Origin of the sequence: Streptomyces sp. NPDC048290, from assembly GCF_040652095.1 — a bacterium.
Lineage (GTDB): Bacteria > Actinomycetota > Actinomycetes > Streptomycetales > Streptomycetaceae > Streptomyces.
The window spans coordinates 258,812-274,638 of the sequence record NZ_JBEZLM010000009.1 but is presented as its reverse complement, the minus strand read 5'-3'; the positions used below and the strand labels follow the sequence as shown (position 1 = coordinate 274,638).

General features: G+C 72.0%; 13 protein-coding genes. 8 read left to right on the top strand and 5 right to left on the bottom strand.

The genetic code is table 11. The annotated features are described in order from the left end of the window. The first annotated feature begins 524 nt into the window (after positions 1-524). Positions 525-1,523: a sigma-70 family RNA polymerase sigma factor gene (locus tag AB0D49_RS18215; protein ID WP_362758202.1), complete on the top strand. Its 999-nt coding sequence runs from the start codon at positions 525-527 to the stop codon at positions 1,521-1,523. A 511-nt stretch (positions 1,524-2,034) separates the two neighbouring features. After that, complete coding sequence (locus AB0D49_RS18210) at positions 2,035-2,859, top strand: TetR family transcriptional regulator (protein ID WP_362758401.1); 825 nt, start codon at positions 2,035-2,037, stop codon at positions 2,857-2,859. A 257-nt stretch (positions 2,860-3,116) separates the two neighbouring features. Here AB0D49_RS18210 and AB0D49_RS18205 read toward each other — a convergent pair whose 3' ends face one another. After that, a complete protein-coding gene (locus AB0D49_RS18205; protein WP_362758201.1) occupies positions 3,117-4,112 on the bottom strand; it encodes a WYL domain-containing protein in 996 nt (331 codons plus the stop codon). A 62-nt stretch (positions 4,113-4,174) separates the two neighbouring features. On the opposite strand from AB0D49_RS18205, the gene AB0D49_RS18200 reads away from it, so the two are divergent. From AB0D49_RS18200 to AB0D49_RS18180, 5 genes are all read left to right on the top strand, one after another. After that, positions 4,175-5,698, top strand: coding sequence for an MFS transporter (locus AB0D49_RS18200; protein ID WP_362758199.1), 1,524 nt, complete (start codon positions 4,175-4,177; stop codon positions 5,696-5,698). A 270-nt stretch (positions 5,699-5,968) separates the two neighbouring features. Beyond that, on the top strand, positions 5,969-6,730 hold the full coding sequence (locus AB0D49_RS18195) for a DeoR/GlpR family DNA-binding transcription regulator (RefSeq protein ID WP_362758197.1): 762 nt from the start codon (positions 5,969-5,971) through the stop codon (positions 6,728-6,730). Then, positions 6,727-7,683, top strand: coding sequence for a 1-phosphofructokinase (gene pfkB / locus AB0D49_RS18190; protein WP_362758195.1), 957 nt, complete (start codon positions 6,727-6,729; stop codon positions 7,681-7,683). The genes AB0D49_RS18195 and pfkB overlap by 4 nt, the downstream gene beginning before the upstream one ends. A 127-nt stretch (positions 7,684-7,810) precedes the next feature. Then, positions 7,811-10,057 (top strand): fructose-specific PTS transporter subunit EIIC, encoded by a 2,247-nt coding sequence (locus tag AB0D49_RS18185; protein WP_362758193.1) that lies wholly within the window; start codon positions 7,811-7,813, stop codon positions 10,055-10,057. A gap of 173 nt (positions 10,058-10,230) precedes the next feature. Further along, positions 10,231-10,497 carry a hypothetical protein gene (locus tag AB0D49_RS18180; RefSeq protein ID WP_362758191.1) on the top strand — a complete coding sequence of 89 codons (267 nt, stop codon included), beginning with the start codon at positions 10,231-10,233 and terminating at the stop codon, positions 10,495-10,497. 49 nt (positions 10,498-10,546) lie between these two features. Here AB0D49_RS18180 and AB0D49_RS18175 read toward each other — a convergent pair whose 3' ends face one another. Continuing rightward, positions 10,547-11,293 (bottom strand): DUF6227 family protein, encoded by a 747-nt coding sequence (locus tag AB0D49_RS18175; RefSeq protein ID WP_362758189.1) that lies wholly within the window; start codon positions 11,291-11,293, stop codon positions 10,547-10,549. 236 nt (positions 11,294-11,529) lie between these two features. Beyond that, on the bottom strand, positions 11,530-12,744 hold the full coding sequence (locus tag AB0D49_RS18170; protein WP_362758187.1) for an Ig-like domain-containing protein: 1,215 nt from the start codon (positions 12,742-12,744) through the stop codon (positions 11,530-11,532). Between the two features lie 233 nt (positions 12,745-12,977). Between AB0D49_RS18170 and AB0D49_RS18165 the strand changes: the two genes are divergently transcribed. Next, positions 12,978-13,388 carry an Imm10 family immunity protein gene (locus AB0D49_RS18165; RefSeq protein WP_362758185.1) on the top strand — a complete coding sequence of 137 codons (411 nt, stop codon included), beginning with the start codon at positions 12,978-12,980 and terminating at the stop codon, positions 13,386-13,388. Positions 13,389-13,417: 29 nt separating this feature from the next. Here AB0D49_RS18165 and AB0D49_RS18160 read toward each other — a convergent pair whose 3' ends face one another. Beyond that, positions 13,418-14,452, bottom strand: a complete 1,035-nt coding sequence (locus tag AB0D49_RS18160; RefSeq protein ID WP_362758184.1) for a P1 family peptidase — start codon at positions 14,450-14,452, stop codon at positions 13,418-13,420. A gap of 26 nt (positions 14,453-14,478) precedes the next feature. After that, positions 14,479-15,756: a low temperature requirement protein A gene (locus AB0D49_RS18155; protein ID WP_362758182.1), complete on the bottom strand. Its 1,278-nt coding sequence runs from the start codon at positions 15,754-15,756 to the stop codon at positions 14,479-14,481. Positions 15,757-15,827: the final 71 nt, after the last annotated feature.

Genomic DNA, 15,827 nt, shown 5'->3' with positions numbered 1-15,827 from the left:
GGGGAGGCCCCGGGATGTCGTCGGGAGGGGCCGAGACGGGTCGGGACGGGGCCGGAAGGGTCGGGTCGGGACGGGGCCGGAAGGTAAGAGGCGGATGTGGTGCGACCAAGGATTCGCTGTGAGTACGGCCCGCTGGCAACCTTCGGCCGGTGCCGTCCGTCTACCAGAGCGAACAGGAAAAAAGCCGGAGGAGTCGGGACCACCGGGATGACTCCCGGTTCCTCTCCCGGTTCCCCTCCCGGTTCCTGTCCGACCCGCACATCCGACCGTTCCGGAGGTGTCCCGCGCCCCGCCGCGGCGCCACAGGGTACTGCATGATCAGAAAATTGGGGGGCACGGTGGGAATTCTGTCCGGTTTCCAGTCGTTGTTTCCATCGGATGCAGGGCACACGGAGTACGTGTCGAGAGCGCGCGGAGCCCGCGGAGCGCCAACAGCTCCAGCGGGCCGCGAGCCCCGGCAGCGTACCGAGGGTGTCGAGTGTCCACGGACCACCCGCTGACCCCACCATCGCAAGGGAGCACGCATGGCAACCCGTGCCGTCGCCCGTCGTAAGTCCACCTCCGGTGGGACCTCCGACGCGGCACGCAGCGTTCGCGCCTCTGGCGGCGAGATCGCCGACCGCGACCTGGTCGGCATGTATCTCGACGAGATCGCGCGCACCCCGCTGCTCGACGCCGCCAAGGAGGTCGAGCTGTCGCAGACCATCGAGGCGGGTGTGTTCGCGCGCCAGGTCCTGGAGGGCTTCGAGGAGACGAAGACCGACGCCAGCCGCGCCGAGCTGGAGGCCCTGGTGGCCTCCGGGGAGCGGGCCAAGGACGTCTTCATCCGCTCCAACCTCCGGCTGGTCGTCGCGGTCGCCCGGCGCTATCCCCGCAGCGGACTGCCCCTGCTCGACCTGATCCAGGAGGGCAACGCGGGACTGGTCCGCGCGGTGGAGAAGTTCGACTACCGCAAGGGCTTCAAGTTCTCCACGTATGCCACCTGGTGGATCCGCCAGGCCATCACCCGCTCCATAGCCGACCAGTCGCGGACGATCCGGCTGCCCGTGCACCTCGTGGAGGAGCTGGGCCGTATCCGCCGGGTGCAGCGCGAGTTCAACCGCGACCAGGGGCGCGAGCCGGAGCCCGAGGAGATCGCGAAGGAGCTGGGCTCCACCCCCGAGCGGGTCGGCGACGTCCTCGACTGGGCCCGCGACCCGGTCTCGCTGAACATGTCGGTGGACGACGAGGGCGAGACCCAGTTCGGCGATCTGCTGGAGGACACCTCGGCGGTGTCCCCGGAGCAGTCGGTGCTGACCCTGCTGCGCAGTGAGGAGCTGGACGACCTGATCGGCCGCCTCGACCAGCGCACAGCCTCGATCATCAAGATGCGCTACGGCATCGACGACGGCCGTGAGCGCACCCTGACCGAGGTCGGCAAGGAGCACGGGCTGACCCGTGAGCGCATCCGGCAGATCGAGAAGCACGCGCTGCTGGAGCTGAAGAAGCTGGCTCGCGACACCGGGTTCGACGCGGTGGCCTGAGCCCTGGCACGACCCTTGTGAGCCCTGATCCGCTGTGCGCCGATCCGGTGATCTGCTTCGAACCGGGTGGTATCGGGAACAGAACTTCAGGGCACACGAGTGCACAGTGCGGTTGCCATCGCGGTGGCGGCACTGACAATGGAGCCACGTCCCGACGCTCAACCCCCCCGGCGCCGGGACTTTCCCAGAGCCGGGCTCTGCGCGCCTCCCCCCCCTGGCGCCAGGGCCCGGCTCCATGTCCGCGTCCGGCTTCATGGCGGCGTACGGCTCCGGGTCGGCGTACGGCTCCCTGCCCGTGTCCGGGGTCATCCGGGGGCGGTGTGCTGAGCGGGCGGACGGTCCCGTGCGGGCATACGAAAGGCGGGGCACCCCGAACCTGAACCCCGGGGTGGCCCGCCGGATGGCAGATTCTGCCACAGCGGCATAGCCTGCCGACGTGAGCAGCACCACCCCCGCACAGAATCGCCCCGATTCCTCGTCCCCGCGGGCTCCGGCGGGGACCCCGCCCGCCCTGCCCGTCCCGTCCGGCTCGCTCACCGAGCGGCGCAAGGCGGCGACCCGGATGGAGATCGCCCGCGCGGCGGCCGGTCTCTTCGTCAGCCGGGGCCTCAGGGCGACCCGGGCCGAGGACATCGCCCAGGCCGCGGGTATCGCCCCGCGCACCTTCTACCGGTACTTCGCGACCAAGGAGGAGGCCGTCGCCCCGCTCTACGCCACCGGCGCCCAGCGCTGGGCGCAGGCGGTCCGGGACGCCCCGGCCGGGCTGACGGTGCCCGAGGCGCTGGAGTACGCGGTCCGGCACACCTTCACCCCGGGCGCCGGGGTGTCGTCGGCGGCCTGGGAATGGGTACGGACCCTGGTCCGGCTGGCCGAGGCGAGCCCCTCGCTGGGCCGGGTGTGGGCGGAGGTGGGGCGGACCTCGGAGCGGGAACTCGCGCGGGTACTGGCGGAACGGACCCGGTCGGTGGGCGGTGGCGACAACGTTGCCGGGGCGGGGGGTCCCGCGACTGGCCTCCGGGCTGACCTGCCCCGTGTCGCTCCGCCAGCCGCTGTGCTGGCCACTTCGCCAGCCGCTTCGCCAGCCGGTTCGCCAGCCACTTCACCAGCCGGTTCGCCGGCCACTTCGCCAGCCGCTCCGGCCGAGCCCGCGCCCGACACCGCCCCGCCCCCACCTCCGGCGCTGCGCTTCGCCGCCGCCGTGGCCAGTGCCGCCGTCCGTGTGGCCGTCGAGTCCTGGGCGGCCGGGGACGCCCCGGCGGGCGGGGCGGGCGGACCGGCCGCGCTCGCGGTCCGGAACCTGGCGGCGCTGCGGGAGTTTCCTTGGGAGCGGGTCTGAGCGGCGAGTCTGACGGGCCCGAGCCTGAGCCCGAGTCTCCGAGCCCGACGAGCCCGAGTCTCCGAGCCCGATGAGTCTGAGCCCGAGTTTCCGAGCCCGAGCCCGACGAGTCTGAGCCCCCGAGTCGGCGCCTGGAGCCCGGAGCCCGAGTTTCCGCGTCGGAATCCGAGCCCGAATCCGAGCCCGAGCCCGAGCCCGAGCCCAAGCCCGAGCGCGAATCCGAGCGCGAGCCCGAGCCCAGTTGACCCCCCGCCCCCTCAGCCCCCCGCCCCCTCAGCCCCCGCCCCCTCAGCCCCCGCCGCGCGGACCATCCGCGCCCCCATCTCCCGTACGTGGGACACCAGCTCGGCCGGTTCCCGGATCGTGAAGTCGACGCCGAGCATCGCGAGGCGGACCGCCAGCCACTCCACCGGGTCCTCCGTGGTGCCGCGCAGTTCGCAGTGGTCCGGGTCGAGCGGCTCCGGGGTGCCGAGGAACGCCGGGAGCCGGGCGGAGACCGCCGCGGCGGGGGCGGCGAAGGTCACGGTGAAGTCGTACGACGTGCGGTGGTGGCTGATCGAGCGCCGCAGGTACTCCGCCGCGCTGCCGGTGGGCAGCTCGCGCGGGGCGAACCGGGCGCCGGTGGCGAAGGGGTCGCTCACCCGGTCGACCCGGAAGGTGCGCCAGTCGGCGCGGTCGATGTCGTACGCCACCAGGTACCAGCGGCGGCCGGTGGAGACCAGGCGGTGCGGTTCGGTGAGGCGGCGGGACTCGGTGCCGTCGCCGGAGCGGTACGCGAAGCGCAGTCGCTCATGACCGGCCACCGCGGACGCCATGGTGGTCAGGGTCTCGGGGGCGATCCGCGGGCCGTCGCCGAGGACCAGCGGGGTGGTGGCGGCCTGGAGCGTGGCCACCCGGTGGCGCAGTCGGCCGGGCAGCACCTGCTCCAGCTTGGCGAGCGCCCGTACCGACGCCTCGTCCACGCCCTCCAGCGCGTGTCCGGCCCCGGCCCGCAGCCCGACCGCGATGGCGACGGCCTCCTCGTCGTCCAGCACGAGTGGGGGCATCGCCTTTCCGGCGACCAGCCGGTAGCCGCCGTCGGCGCCCTTGCTGGCCTGGACGGGATAGCCGAGGTCGCGCAGCCGGTCGATGTCCCGGCGGATGGTACGCCGGGAGACCCCGAGGCGGCCGGCGAGTTCGCCGCCGGGCCATTCGCGGGGCGTCTGGAGGAGGGAGAGGAGGGTCAGCAGCCGTGCCGGAGTGTCCGTCGTCATGGCTCCGAGGATGCCGTACCACTAGGACACGATCTGACCTACTGGGCTTCTAGTGTGCTCCTATGAACTCCAGCGAGACAACGCAGACGCGGCAGCAGGGCGAGGTGGGGGACCGGAGGCGCTGGTTCGCGCTCGCCATCGTGATGACGGCGGCCTTCATGGACCTCGTCGACGTCACCATCGTCAATATCGCCGTCCCCTCCATCCAGCGGGACGAGGGCGCCAGCTTCAGTCAGATCCAGTGGATCACCGCCGGGTACGCGCTGGCTTTCGCGGCCGGACTGATCACCGGCGGACGGCTCGGCGACATCTACGGCCGCAAGCGGATCTTCCTGATCGGTGTCGCCGGCTTCACGGTGGCCTCCGCGCTGTGCGGATTCGCGGCGAACCCGGAGATGCTGGTCGCCTCCCGGATACTCCAGGGCGGTACGGCGGCGCTGATGGTCCCGCAGGTGCTGGCGATCGTGCACGCCACCTTCCCGGCGCACGAACGCGGCAAGGTCTTCGGACTGTTCGGCGCGATCGTCGGGCTCGGCGCGGTGTCCGGGCCGCTGCTCGGCGCACTGCTCACGGAGTGGAACCTGTTCGGTCTCGAGTGGCGGCCCATCTTCCTGATCAACCTCCCGGTCGGGGTCGCGGCGCTGATCCTGGGCAGCCGGTTCATCTCCGAGTCGAAGGCGCCGCGCGCGCTGCGGCTGGACATGGTGGGGGTCGTCCTGGTCACGGCCGGTCTGCTGATGCTGGTCTACCCGCTCACCCACGGCCGGGAGAACGACTGGCCGGTCTGGGGCTTCGTGTCGATGGCGGGCTCGCTCGGGGTGTTCGCCGCGCTGGTGGCGTACGAGCGGCGCAAGTCGGCGCGGGACGGGTCGCCGCTGGTGGAGCTGTCGTTGTTCAAGGTGAAGAGCTTCGCGGCGGGGATCGCCGTCCAGACCGTGTTCGGTGTGGTGCTGGGCGTGTTCTTCCTGGTCTGGACGCTGTACATGCAGATCGGGCTGGGCTGGTCGGCGCTGCGGGCCGGGCTGACCGGTGTGCCGTTCTCGGTCGCCGTGTCGGTGGCGGCGGGGGTGTCCGTGCAGAAGCTGGTCCCGCGGTTCGGGCGCAAGGTGCTCCAGGCGGGCGCCGTGACCATGGCGGCCGGTGTGCTGCTCTACCTCTGGGAGTCCGGCCGGTACGGCATGGACATCGCGTCCTGGCAGATGGCGCTGCCGCTGATCGTGATGGGCGTCGGCATGGGCCTGATCGTGGCGCCGCTGACCGACGCGGTGCTCTCCGAGGTGCCGCGTGAGCACGCGGGCGCCGCGTCCGGGCTGATGAACACGGTGACGCAGATGGGCAACGCGATCGGGCTCGGGCTGGTGTCCGTGGTGTTCTTCGGGGTCATCGACGAGACGGTGGCGCCCGGCGCGCTCGGCGCGGAGTACCTGGACGGGTTCCAGAACGCGCTGGGCTGGGTCGCGGGGCTGCTGGTGCTGATCTTCCTGGTGATGTTCGCGCTGCCGGGGCGGCGAGCGGTGCCGGGGGCGCCGGAGGGCGCGGGGGTGCCGGAGGCCGGGCGGGAGCGGGAGCCGGAGCTGGTCTCCTGAGCGGAGGGTTCAGGGAGCGGTGCGGCGGAGGGCCCGGCGTGGGGACGCCGGGCCTTCCGGCATGTTCTGGGGCCACACCTACGCCGGGCCCTTGGGGGCTGGCCGGTCCCGCCCTGTGCCGCCGTCCCGTATATGTCCGTTCACGCCCGTTTGACGTCCGAACCGCACCGATCGACGTCCGAACCAGTTTACTTTCCGGACATCGAGCCGTACTCTCCGACGTAACAGAAGTAAAACCACACACTCGGGCAGAGTCGGAGGCGAACGGACATGTACGCACCGGAGCGACAGCAGGAGATCCTCCGGCTCGCGCGGGACGCGGGCCGGGTGGACGTGCTGTCGCTGGCCGAGGAGTTCCAGGTGACGGCGGAGACGATCCGCCGCGATCTGACCACCCTCGACCGCGCCGGACTCGTCCGCCGGGTGCACGGCGGGGCGATCCCCGCCGGACGGCTCGACTTCGAGCCCGACCTCACCGAGCGCGAGTCCACCGCGGCCGACCAGAAGGACCGCATCGCCCGAGCCGCCCTCGCCGAACTCCCCGCCGACGGCACGGTGATCCTCGACGCCGGTACGACCGTGGCGCGGCTCGCCGCGGCCGTACCGCTGGAGGCGTCCCTCACCGTCGTCACCCACAGCCTCCCCATCGCCGCCCGGCTCGCCGACCACCCCGGCATCCAGCTCCACCTGGTCGGCGGCCGGGTCCGGCACCGTACGCGCGCCGCCGTGGACGCCTGGGCGCTGCGGGCGTACGCCGAGATCCGCGCGGACGTCCTCTTCGTCGCCGCCAACGGCTTCTCCACCGCGCACGGACTCACCACCCCCGACCTCGCCGAAGCCGCGGTGAAGCGGGCCGCGATGGCGGCGGCCCGCCGTGTGGTGCTGCTCGCCGACTCCACCAAGCACGGACAGGAACACTTCGCCCGCTTCGGCGATCTGACCGACGTCGACCTGCTGATCACGGACGACGGACTGACCCCGCAGGACGCGGCGGCCATCGAGCGCGGCGGCGCCGAGGTGGTCCGGGCATGACCGGCACGATCCTCACCGTCACCCCCAACCCGTCCCTCGACCGCACCTACGAGATCCCCGCACTGGAACGCGGTGAGGTGATCCGCGCCGGTGCCGACCGCATGGACCCCGGCGGCAAGGGCGTGAACGTGTCACGGGCGGTCGCCGCGGCCGGTCGGCGGACCGTCGCCGTACTGCCGCTCGGCGGCGCCCCGGGCGCGCTGGTCGCCGAACTGCTGGACGCGCAGGGCATCGAGGTCGCCCCCGTACCGGTCGCCGGAGCCACCCGCTCCAATATCGCGCTGGCGGAACCCGACGGCGTCCTCACCAAGATCAACGCGCCGGGCCCGCGGCTGTCGGCGGCCGAGCAGGAAGCCCTGCTGCGGACCGTCCGGGACCGTTCGGCGGGGGCCGACTGGATCGCCTGCTGCGGCAGCCTGCCCCGTGGACTCGCGCCGTCCTGGTACGCCGACGTGGTCGCTCGGGCGCATGACGCGGGCGCCCGGATCGCCCTCGACACCTCAGGGCCCGCCCTGGTCGAGGCGTTGCGCGCCCGCCCCGATGTGGTCAAACCCAACGCCGGGGAACTCGCCGCGGCCGTCGCCCGGCCCCTCGCCACCGTCGGTGACGCGCTGACGGCGGCCGAGGAACTGCGGGCGATGGGCGCCCGCGCGGTTTTGGCCAGCCTGGGCGCGGACGGCCAGCTGCTGGTCGCGGCCGAGGGGGCGTGGTTCGCCACGGCGCCCGTCACCGCCGTACGCTCCAACGTGGGCGCGGGCGACTCCTCCCTCGCGGGGTTCCTCATCGCGGGCGGTACCGGCCCGACGGCCCTGGCCTCCGCGGTCGCCCATGGCGCGGCGGCCGTCCAGTTGCCCGGCAGTGTGATGCCGACCCCGGCGGACCTGGACGCGGCGCGGGTGACGGTGACGCCGGAGATCCCCGTGGGGCGGGCGCTGCGGGAGCCGGTGTCATGAACCGGCGTCTGCTCTTCCGCTCCGGGGTCCTCTATGCCCCGTCTCTTCCTCTTGTCTTCTCTGTCCCCAACGATGTCTGTCCGGTCCACCCCGTCCCCCGGGTGATACGCGTGCGAAGGAGCCCGCGATGAGCGAGATGATCACCGCGGATCTGGTCGATCTCGACCTGTCCGCCGACACCAAGGAAGCCGCCACGCGCTCCCTCGCCGAGCGCATGGTGACCCTGGGCCGGGTGACCGACCTCGATGGCTTCCTCGCCGACGTGGCCGCCCGCGAGGCCCAGATGCCGACCGGCCTGGGCGGCGGCATCGGTATCCCGCACTGCCGCAGCGAGCATGTCACCGAGCCGACCCTCGCCTTCGGCCGCAGCGCCGACGGTGTCGACTTCGGCGCGCCGGACGGCCCGGCCGACCTGATCTTCCTGATCGCCGCCCCCGCGGGCGCCGACGACGCCCATCTGACGATCCTGTCCGCGCTCGCCCGGCAGCTGATGAACGGCGAGTTCACGGCGGCGCTGCGGGCCGTGGAGGACGCGGGGGGCGCGGCGGCGCTGATCATGGGGGAGGCGGGGGCGGGGGCCGGTGTGGGTGCCGGTGCGGGTGCCGGTGCTTCGGCTGGGGCTGAGGGTGCTTCCGGCGCTGTTTCCGGAGTTGAGTCCGAGGCTGGGTCCGGTGCTGACTCCGGCGCGGGGTCCGGCGCGGGGTCCGGCACTGGCTCCGGCGCGGGGTCCGGTGCTGTTTCCGGTGCTGAGTCCGGCACTGGCTCTGGCGCTGAGTCCGACTCCATGGCCACCTCGGCTACCTCGGCCACCCCGGGTACCCCGGAGATGCCGGACACCCCGGAGGGGCCGGGCGCCGTCGACTCCGGGCGCCGCCCCTTCCGTGTCGTCGCCGTCACCTCCTGCCCCACCGGTATCGCGCACACCTACATGGCCGCCGAGGCGCTGGAGAACGCGGGCCGTGCGGCGGGCGTCGACCTGGTCGTGGAGCCGCAGGGCTCCGCCGGGTTCACCCGCCTCGACCCCGCGGTGGTCGAGGCCGCGGACGCCGTGATCTTCGCCCATGACGTCCCCGTCCGGGAGAAGGACCGTTTCGCGGGCAAGCCCACGGTCGACGTCGGAGTGAAGGCGGGCATCAACCGCCCCGCCGAACTGATCGCCGAGGCCCGGGACAAGGCGGCGCGCGGCGAGGTGAGCGGGGCGCCCGCGCCGGGCCGTACGCCGGTGGACCGGGCCGGTGAGGCGGGCGAGGGCTACGGCACCAAGCTCCGCAAGTGGCTGATGTCCGGGGTGAGCTACATGGTCCCGTTCGTCGCGGCCGGTGGTCTGCTGATCGCCCTCGGCTTCGCGATCGGCGGCTACGAGATCAACCAGGCGCCGTCGGTGATGGACCACTTCGGGTGGACCCAGGCCGACAGCTGGGGCGCGCTGTTCTTCCAGATCGGCGGCGTGGCCTTCAACTTCCTCGTCCCGGTCCTGGCCGGGTACATCGCCTACGGCATGGCCGACCGCCCCGGGCTGGTCCCCGGCTTCGTCGGCGGTGCCATCTCGCTCACCATCAACGCCGGGTTCCTCGGCGGTCTCGCCTCCGGGCTGATCGCCGGTGCGGTGGTGCTGGCGATCCAGCGGGTGCGTATCCCGGCGTCGCTGCGCGGGATCATGCCGGTGGTGGTGATCCCGCTGATCTCCTCCGCGATCGTCGGGTTCCTGATGTTCGTGGTGATCGGCAAGCCGATCGCGTCCGCGCAGAACGCCATGACCGACTGGCTCAACGGGCTGACCGGCACCAACGCCGTGCTGCTCGGCGCGCTGCTCGGCCTGATGATGTGCTTCGACCTCGGCGGCCCGGTCAACAAGGTCGCCTACACCTTCGCCACCGCCGGGATCGCGGTCGCCGCGCCCGGTGACTCCGCGATGAAGATCATGGCCGCGGTGATGGCCGCCGGGATGGTCCCGCCGCTGGCGATGGCGCTGGCCACGACTGTGCGCGGCAAGCTCTTCACGCCGACCGAGCGGGAGAACGGCAAGGCCGCCTGGGTGCTGGGCGCGTCCTTCATCTCCGAGGGCGCGATCCCGTTCGCCGCGGCCGACCCGCTGCGGGTGATCCCGGCGTCCATGGCGGGCGGCGCGGTCACCGGCGCGCTGTCGATGGCCTTCGGCGCGACCCTGCGCGCCCCGCACGGCGGTATCTTCGTCGTCCCCCTGATCGGCAATCCGTTCCTCTATCTGCTCGCGCTCGCCGCGGGAGTCGGCGTCACCACCGCGCTGGTGGTGATCCTCAAGAGCCTGCGCGGGCCCGCCGGGTCGGCCACCGCGGGTGCGCCGGACGCCGGGGCGGCTGCGGCGAACGGGACCAAGCAGCCGGTGACGGTGTGACGGTGGGTACCGCCGGAGGAGAAGGGTCCGCCCCTTTGAGGGGACTATGGGCGGATGTAAACCCTTAGAGTCAGCTATGAATTGCTGTGGATGACTGTGAGTCATTCAGGAGACCTGCGAGATAGATCACGGTCCGGGGCCAAAGTCCCGGGCCGTGCTGTCTACTGGGGCACATGCCCGAGAACTTCTCGCCCCTGCCATGGGTGGGCACGGCCGTCCTGGTGCTGTGTGCGGTCGCCTGGGTCGTCTGCGTGATCCGCATCCTGCGCCACGGCCGCAGCGGCTTCGCCCTCTGGCACTCCGGTCCCGCCGGGGCGCACACGCTGGCCGCGCTGCCGCATCAGCGCCAGTCCGCTCCTGCGCTGGAGTCGGTGGAACTCACCCCCGCCGAACAGGACGCCTTCGCGGGCCTCGTCCGGAACCTGGACGAGCGACGCTGACAGTGCGCGCCGCCGACACCGCGCACCGGCGGGTGTGGGGGAGGTGCGGTCAGGAGGGGTGAGCGGCGCGCCGCTCCATGGCCTCCCGCGCCGCGTCCTCGCTGATGTACACCTCGCACATGTGGCGGCCGTCCGGAGTGGCCGTGTGCTCGACCTCCCACAGGGAGATCTCCCGGCCGTCGCGGAGCAGGAAGGCGTGCTCGTAGAGGGAGAAGCAGAGTCCCGCGCGCCCGGCCCGGCAGGGCCGTCCGAACGCCTGGGTGATCTGGTGCGCGAACGCCGTGGTGAGCAGCGCTGCGGTGTCTGCGTCCGGCCGGTCCGCGTTCTCCGCGCGGCGCAGCAGCCGGCGTGCGTGGTCCGCCGAGTCGTCCGGCACATACGCGTGCCGGGGACCCGGGACGGGCGGCAGCCGCACCTGCACCGACAGCTCGAAGTCGGGCGCGTCCGGCGGGAGGGGGAGCCGGGCGGTGGCGGCCCGCAGCTCCTCCTCGTCGGCGTACACCTCGTGCTGTGGGCCGCTGCCCGGTCTGGTGTTGTGCACCAGCTCCCACAGGGTGCGGGCCGAACCGTCGGCCAGCAGCCAGGTGTGGCGGTACGTCTCCCGGTGCAGGCCCGCGCTGTGGTGCGCGGAGTGCAGGGACGTGTCGTGCGCCAGCGCGCAGTCGAGCTGCCTTATGGTGTCGTCGGGCAGTTCGAAGGAATTGAGGGCGCGGCCGAGCAGTCGCGCGAGATGCTCTTCCGGAGACTCCGGCGACTCTGGTGGTTCGTACGCTGCCGTCTCGTACGGAACGCTCAAGGTTTCTCCCGGCGTTGCTGCGTGTCACCTTGTGGGTGCATACCGTAGCCCCTCGGTCGGACATCATGTCCGGGAACCGAGAAAACGTACGCAGAGAAAACTCACGGGCCGTGCGGGAAGTTCCCGCACGGCCTGATGATCCCTCAAAAAGGGCTGGTCAGAAAGGGGTTGGTGAGACGGACCTGGTTGGCCGGGTCACGTGGGACGGCTGAGGCAGCCGGACCGGGCGGGCCGGATCAGGTGGCGCTGCCCGCGGTCCACTCGCTCCAGGCCATGTTCCAGCCGTTGAGACCGTTGTCGGGGGCGATGGTGTCGTCCGGCGAGTTCTTCACCACGACCAGGTCACCGGTCATCGAGTTGTCGAAGAACCACTTGCCGTCCGTCGCGCCCTGCGCGCCCTGGACGTCCGCGAGGCCCACACAGCCGTGGCTGGTGCCCTGCCGACCGAAGGGCGGGTTGCCCTTGGGGTACCAGTAGTTGCCGTGCACGAAGGTGCCGGACTGGGACAGCCGCATCGCGTGCGGCACGTCCGGGATGTCGTACTCCCCGCCGAAGCCGACCGTCGACCCGTCCATCCGGGTCTCCTCGAACTTCTCGGAGATCACCATCTGTCCGTTGTACGTGGGGTTCTCGGCGCTGCCCGCGGAGATCGGCAGCGACTTCACCACCTTGCCGTCCCGCTCCACCGTCATGGTCTGGGTGTTCACATCGACGGTGGACACCTGGGAGCGGCCGATGCTGAACTCCACGGTCTTCTTCTGGACCCCGAAGACCCCGTTGGCGCCCTCCACCCCGTCCAGGTCGATCTTCATCGTGACCTTGGAACCGGCCTTCCAGTACTCCTCCGGCCGGAAGTCGAGCCGCTTGTCGCCGAACCAGTGCCCCACGACCTGCTGACCGCTGCTGGAGGTGACGGTGATCCCCGACTGCACGGACTTCTTGTCGCTGATCTCCTTGTCGAACCTGAACGACACCGGCATCCCGACCCCGACCGTCGTCCCGCCGTCCGGGGTGTACGTCCCGATGAAGCTGTTGGCCGTCGTGACGGTGGTGAACACCGAGTTCGCGGCGGTCGCCCGGCCGTCGGAGCCCTTGGCCTTCGCCGAGATCTGGTACTTCGTCCCGCGCTCCAACTGCTCCTCGGGCTTCCAGCTGCCACCGTCGGCCGCGACCTCCCCGGCGACCTCCTCGCCCGTCGTGACATCGGTCATGGTCACGCCCGTCAGCTTGCCGTCGCTGACCTTGACGCCGGTGGTGTTGATGGAGGCGCCCGTCGAACCGTCCTTCGCCGAGATGACGATCCGCGCACCGGCGGACTTCGCCGAGTCCTTCCCGCCCTTGTCGTCATCGGCGTTGGCGCTTCCCCCGCAGGCGGTGAGCACCATGCCACCGACCACCAGGGCCGCGAAGGCCACGACTCCGCGCCGCGCTGCTATGTCCGACGTCGTCACGAGCGACTCCATTTCCGGTGATGTGCGTGATCCGCTCCCATGCGTCAGAAGAGAGGGCCCGACCCCGCCCCCGGGTTCCACCCGTCCCCAACGAAGCCCGTCACGTGACAGAACCGGGACAATCCCACGGAACGGGGTCCTGAGCGGGACGCTTGGCGCGCTGGGAGGCGCCTGGTGGCCGATGGCCGGAAGGCACGAGGTGGGGGCTTGCGGGCGCCTGCTAGAACTGCGCCATGACCCACAGGTTCACCGCCCGCGTGACGACGGCGGAAGTCGACCCCGGCAACGACATGATGCAGGCCGGCGTCGCCGAGGACGAGGACGGCGAGGGCTTCTTCCTCCTCTTCATGAGCGGCATCACCGCCCCCGACCAGCAGGCGGTGGCCCTCGGGCTCGACAGCCACTGCCTGGTGACACCGGATCAGGGCACCGCGTACGGCTGCGTGCGCGAGGTCGTCCTGACGGACCGGCTGCTCACCGTGACCCTGGACCCCGCCGCACTCGACGACCTGCACCTCATGGACCCGGAGATCGAGGTGGAACTCGATGCGCCGGGCGAGGCCGTCGCCCGCTTCCGTGAGACCCTCACCCGGGTCTTGAGCCAGGGGAGGCCGGAGGCCCGCCCACGCCACACGAACCTGTGAGGCGCCTGCCCCCCGGCCCCCGCTCCCCCCTACCTCTCCCCACCCCCGTACAGCTCCCCATAAGACGGCCACAGCCCCCCCGGCCCCGTCACCGAGTGGGCCGCGCGTACGGCGCGGGTGATGGCTCTGGTGACCGTGTCCGCGCCCGCCGCCAGGATCTCGTTGAGGATCAGGGGCTGGTCCTGGGGGAGCGGGCGGGCGGATGTCGCCAGGGCGAAGACCGTGTCGCCGTCGTTGAGGAGGTGGACCGGGCGGACCGCGCGGGCGATCCCGTCGTGGGACGTGCCCGCGAGCTTCTGCGCCTGCGCCTTGGTGAGGTCGGCGTCCGTGGCGACCACGGCCAGCGTGGTGTTGAGCGGCGGCAGCGAGTTGCGGGCCGCCGCCTCGGCCAGACGGTCCCGGGCTCTCCCGTGCACGGCCGCTGACGGATAGCTCACCCGCCCCCCGAACAACTCCCCGTACAGCACACCCGTCTCCGGGTCGACCGCCTCGCCCGCCGCGTTGGCCACCACCAGCGCCGCCACCGTGAACCCGGACTCCGTCACCGTGCTCGCCGTGCCCACACCGCCCTTCACATGCCCCACGGACGCGCCCGTACCGGCGCCCACACAGCCCTCGGTCACCGGCGCGCCCGGCTCGCTCGCCGCGGCGGCCGTCACCGCCTCCCGTCCGGTCGCCGCGTCCGGGCGGGCCCGGAAGTCACCACCGCGCCCCAGGTCGAAGACACAGGCCGCCGGGACCACCGGCACCACATGCCCCGGATCCGGTCCGACCCGCACCCCGCGCCCCCGCTCCTCCAGCCAGGCCATCACCCCGGAAGCCGCGTCGAGCCCGTACGCGCTGCCCCCGGTCAGCACGATCGCCTCGACCTTCTGCACCACATTGCGGGGATCGAGCGCGTCGGTCTCCTTGGTGCCGGGGCCGCCGCCGCGCACATCCACCGCGGCCACCGCCCCGCCCTCCGGTGCGAGCACCACCGTCGTCCCGGTCAGCCGGCCGTCCCCGGTCAGCGTCGCATGGCCCACCCGCAGACCGGTCACATCCGTCAGAGCGTCAACTGTCATGCCTCCCAGTCTCGCCCCGCCCGCCGTCAGCCCGCCGGTGCCGACAGCTGTGCCGCGCGGCCCCGGCGCCGGCCGCGCGCCGACAGGGCCTCTCCGGTCGCCACCGTCAGCGCCGCCACCACCCCGGCCGCGAGCACCGCCCAGTGCCCCAGGAAGGTGCAGCAGATCACCAGCAGCGCCGCCGACGGCAGGACCGACTGCTGGGCGATGCCCACCTTGAAGTGGCGCGAGTGCAGTGCCCAGACCGTGAGCAGATACAGCGCCGTCGGCAGGGTCACCGCCGCCGACCCGGCCAGCGTCGAGATGTGCGCCTCGTGCACCGCCTGCTCCACGGCGACCTCCAGCCCCCCACCGATCGCCGCCGCCGACGCGAAGATCAGATAGTGGCCGTATCCCCACAGGAACGACTGCCGGTTGCCGCGCAGATGACCGTGGATCGGGACGACGAAGTAGATCCACCAGGCCGCGAACACGATGAGCAGCCCGCCCGCCGCGATCGGCAGCAGATCGCCCACCGCCTCGTTCTCGTCCACCCCGGACTTCACCGCCACCGTGGCCGCCGCGATCGACTCGCCCAGCACGATGATGGTGAACAGCCCGTACCGCTCCGCGATGTGCCGTGGATGCCAGGACGTGGCGAACCCCCGCTCCGACAGCGGCGGTACGCACAACTCGGCGATCACCATCACCAGGAACACCCAGCCGCGCGCCGACTGCGGCAGCAGCACCAGCCCCAGCCAGCCGATCTGGCACACCAGGATGCCGACCGCGTACCGCACCGCGCAGCGGCGCTCCGGTCCCCCGGCGTTCTTCGCGGCCCGCAGCCACTGGAAGGCCATCGCCACCCGCATGATCGCGTAGCCCAGCCAGACCAGCAGGAACTCGTGCTGGTCGAAGGCGCGGGAGACCCCGGCGGCCAGCACCAGGACGCCCGAGATCTGCACCAGGGTCACCACGCGGTACAGCACGTCGTCGTTGTCGTACGCGGAGGCGAACCAGGTGAAGTTCATCCAGGCCCACCAGATGGCGAAGAAGACCATCGCGTAGTTCAGGATTCCTCTGCCGACCTCGCCCTCGGCCAGCGCGTGCACCAACTGCACACCCGCCTGGGAGACCGCGACCACGAAACAGAGGTCGAAGAAGAGTTCGAGGGGGGTCGAGGCCCGGTGCTCCTCGCCCCGGCCCCGCGCGGTGAGGGGGTGAAGGGGGCCGGAGGGGGGTGGCGGTCCGGTCGGGCCCGGTGGGGCGGACGGTGGGGCAGGCGGTGGGGGTGGTGGGGTCGGCGGGGGCGGGCTGGAGGTCATGCCTCCCATAACAGCCGAAACCGGACCGGAAGGCGTGTGCTGACGCTCCCACCGGGGTGGCGCGCCCGGAC

Coding starts and splice junctions, on each gene's coding strand:
- AB0D49_RS18215 (WP_362758202.1), top strand. CDS start 525: ATGGCAACCCGTGCCGTCGCCCGTCGTAAGTCCACCTCCGGTGGGACC.
- AB0D49_RS18205 (WP_362758201.1), bottom strand. CDS start 4,112: ATGACGACGGACACTCCGGCACGGCTGCTGACCCTCCTCTCCCTCCTC.
- AB0D49_RS18200 (WP_362758199.1), top strand. CDS start 4,175: ATGAACTCCAGCGAGACAACGCAGACGCGGCAGCAGGGCGAGGTGGGG.
- AB0D49_RS18195 (WP_362758197.1), top strand. CDS start 5,969: ATGTACGCACCGGAGCGACAGCAGGAGATCCTCCGGCTCGCGCGGGAC.
- pfkB (WP_362758195.1), top strand. CDS start 6,727: ATGACCGGCACGATCCTCACCGTCACCCCCAACCCGTCCCTCGACCGC.
- AB0D49_RS18185 (WP_362758193.1), top strand. CDS start 7,811: ATGAGCGAGATGATCACCGCGGATCTGGTCGATCTCGACCTGTCCGCC.
- AB0D49_RS18180 (WP_362758191.1), top strand. CDS start 10,231: ATGCCCGAGAACTTCTCGCCCCTGCCATGGGTGGGCACGGCCGTCCTG.
- AB0D49_RS18165 (WP_362758185.1), top strand. CDS start 12,978: ATGACCCACAGGTTCACCGCCCGCGTGACGACGGCGGAAGTCGACCCC.
- AB0D49_RS18160 (WP_362758184.1), bottom strand. CDS start 14,452: ATGACAGTTGACGCTCTGACGGATGTGACCGGTCTGCGGGTGGGCCAT.
- AB0D49_RS18155 (WP_362758182.1), bottom strand. CDS start 15,756: ATGACCTCCAGCCCGCCCCCGCCGACCCCACCACCCCCACCGCCTGCC.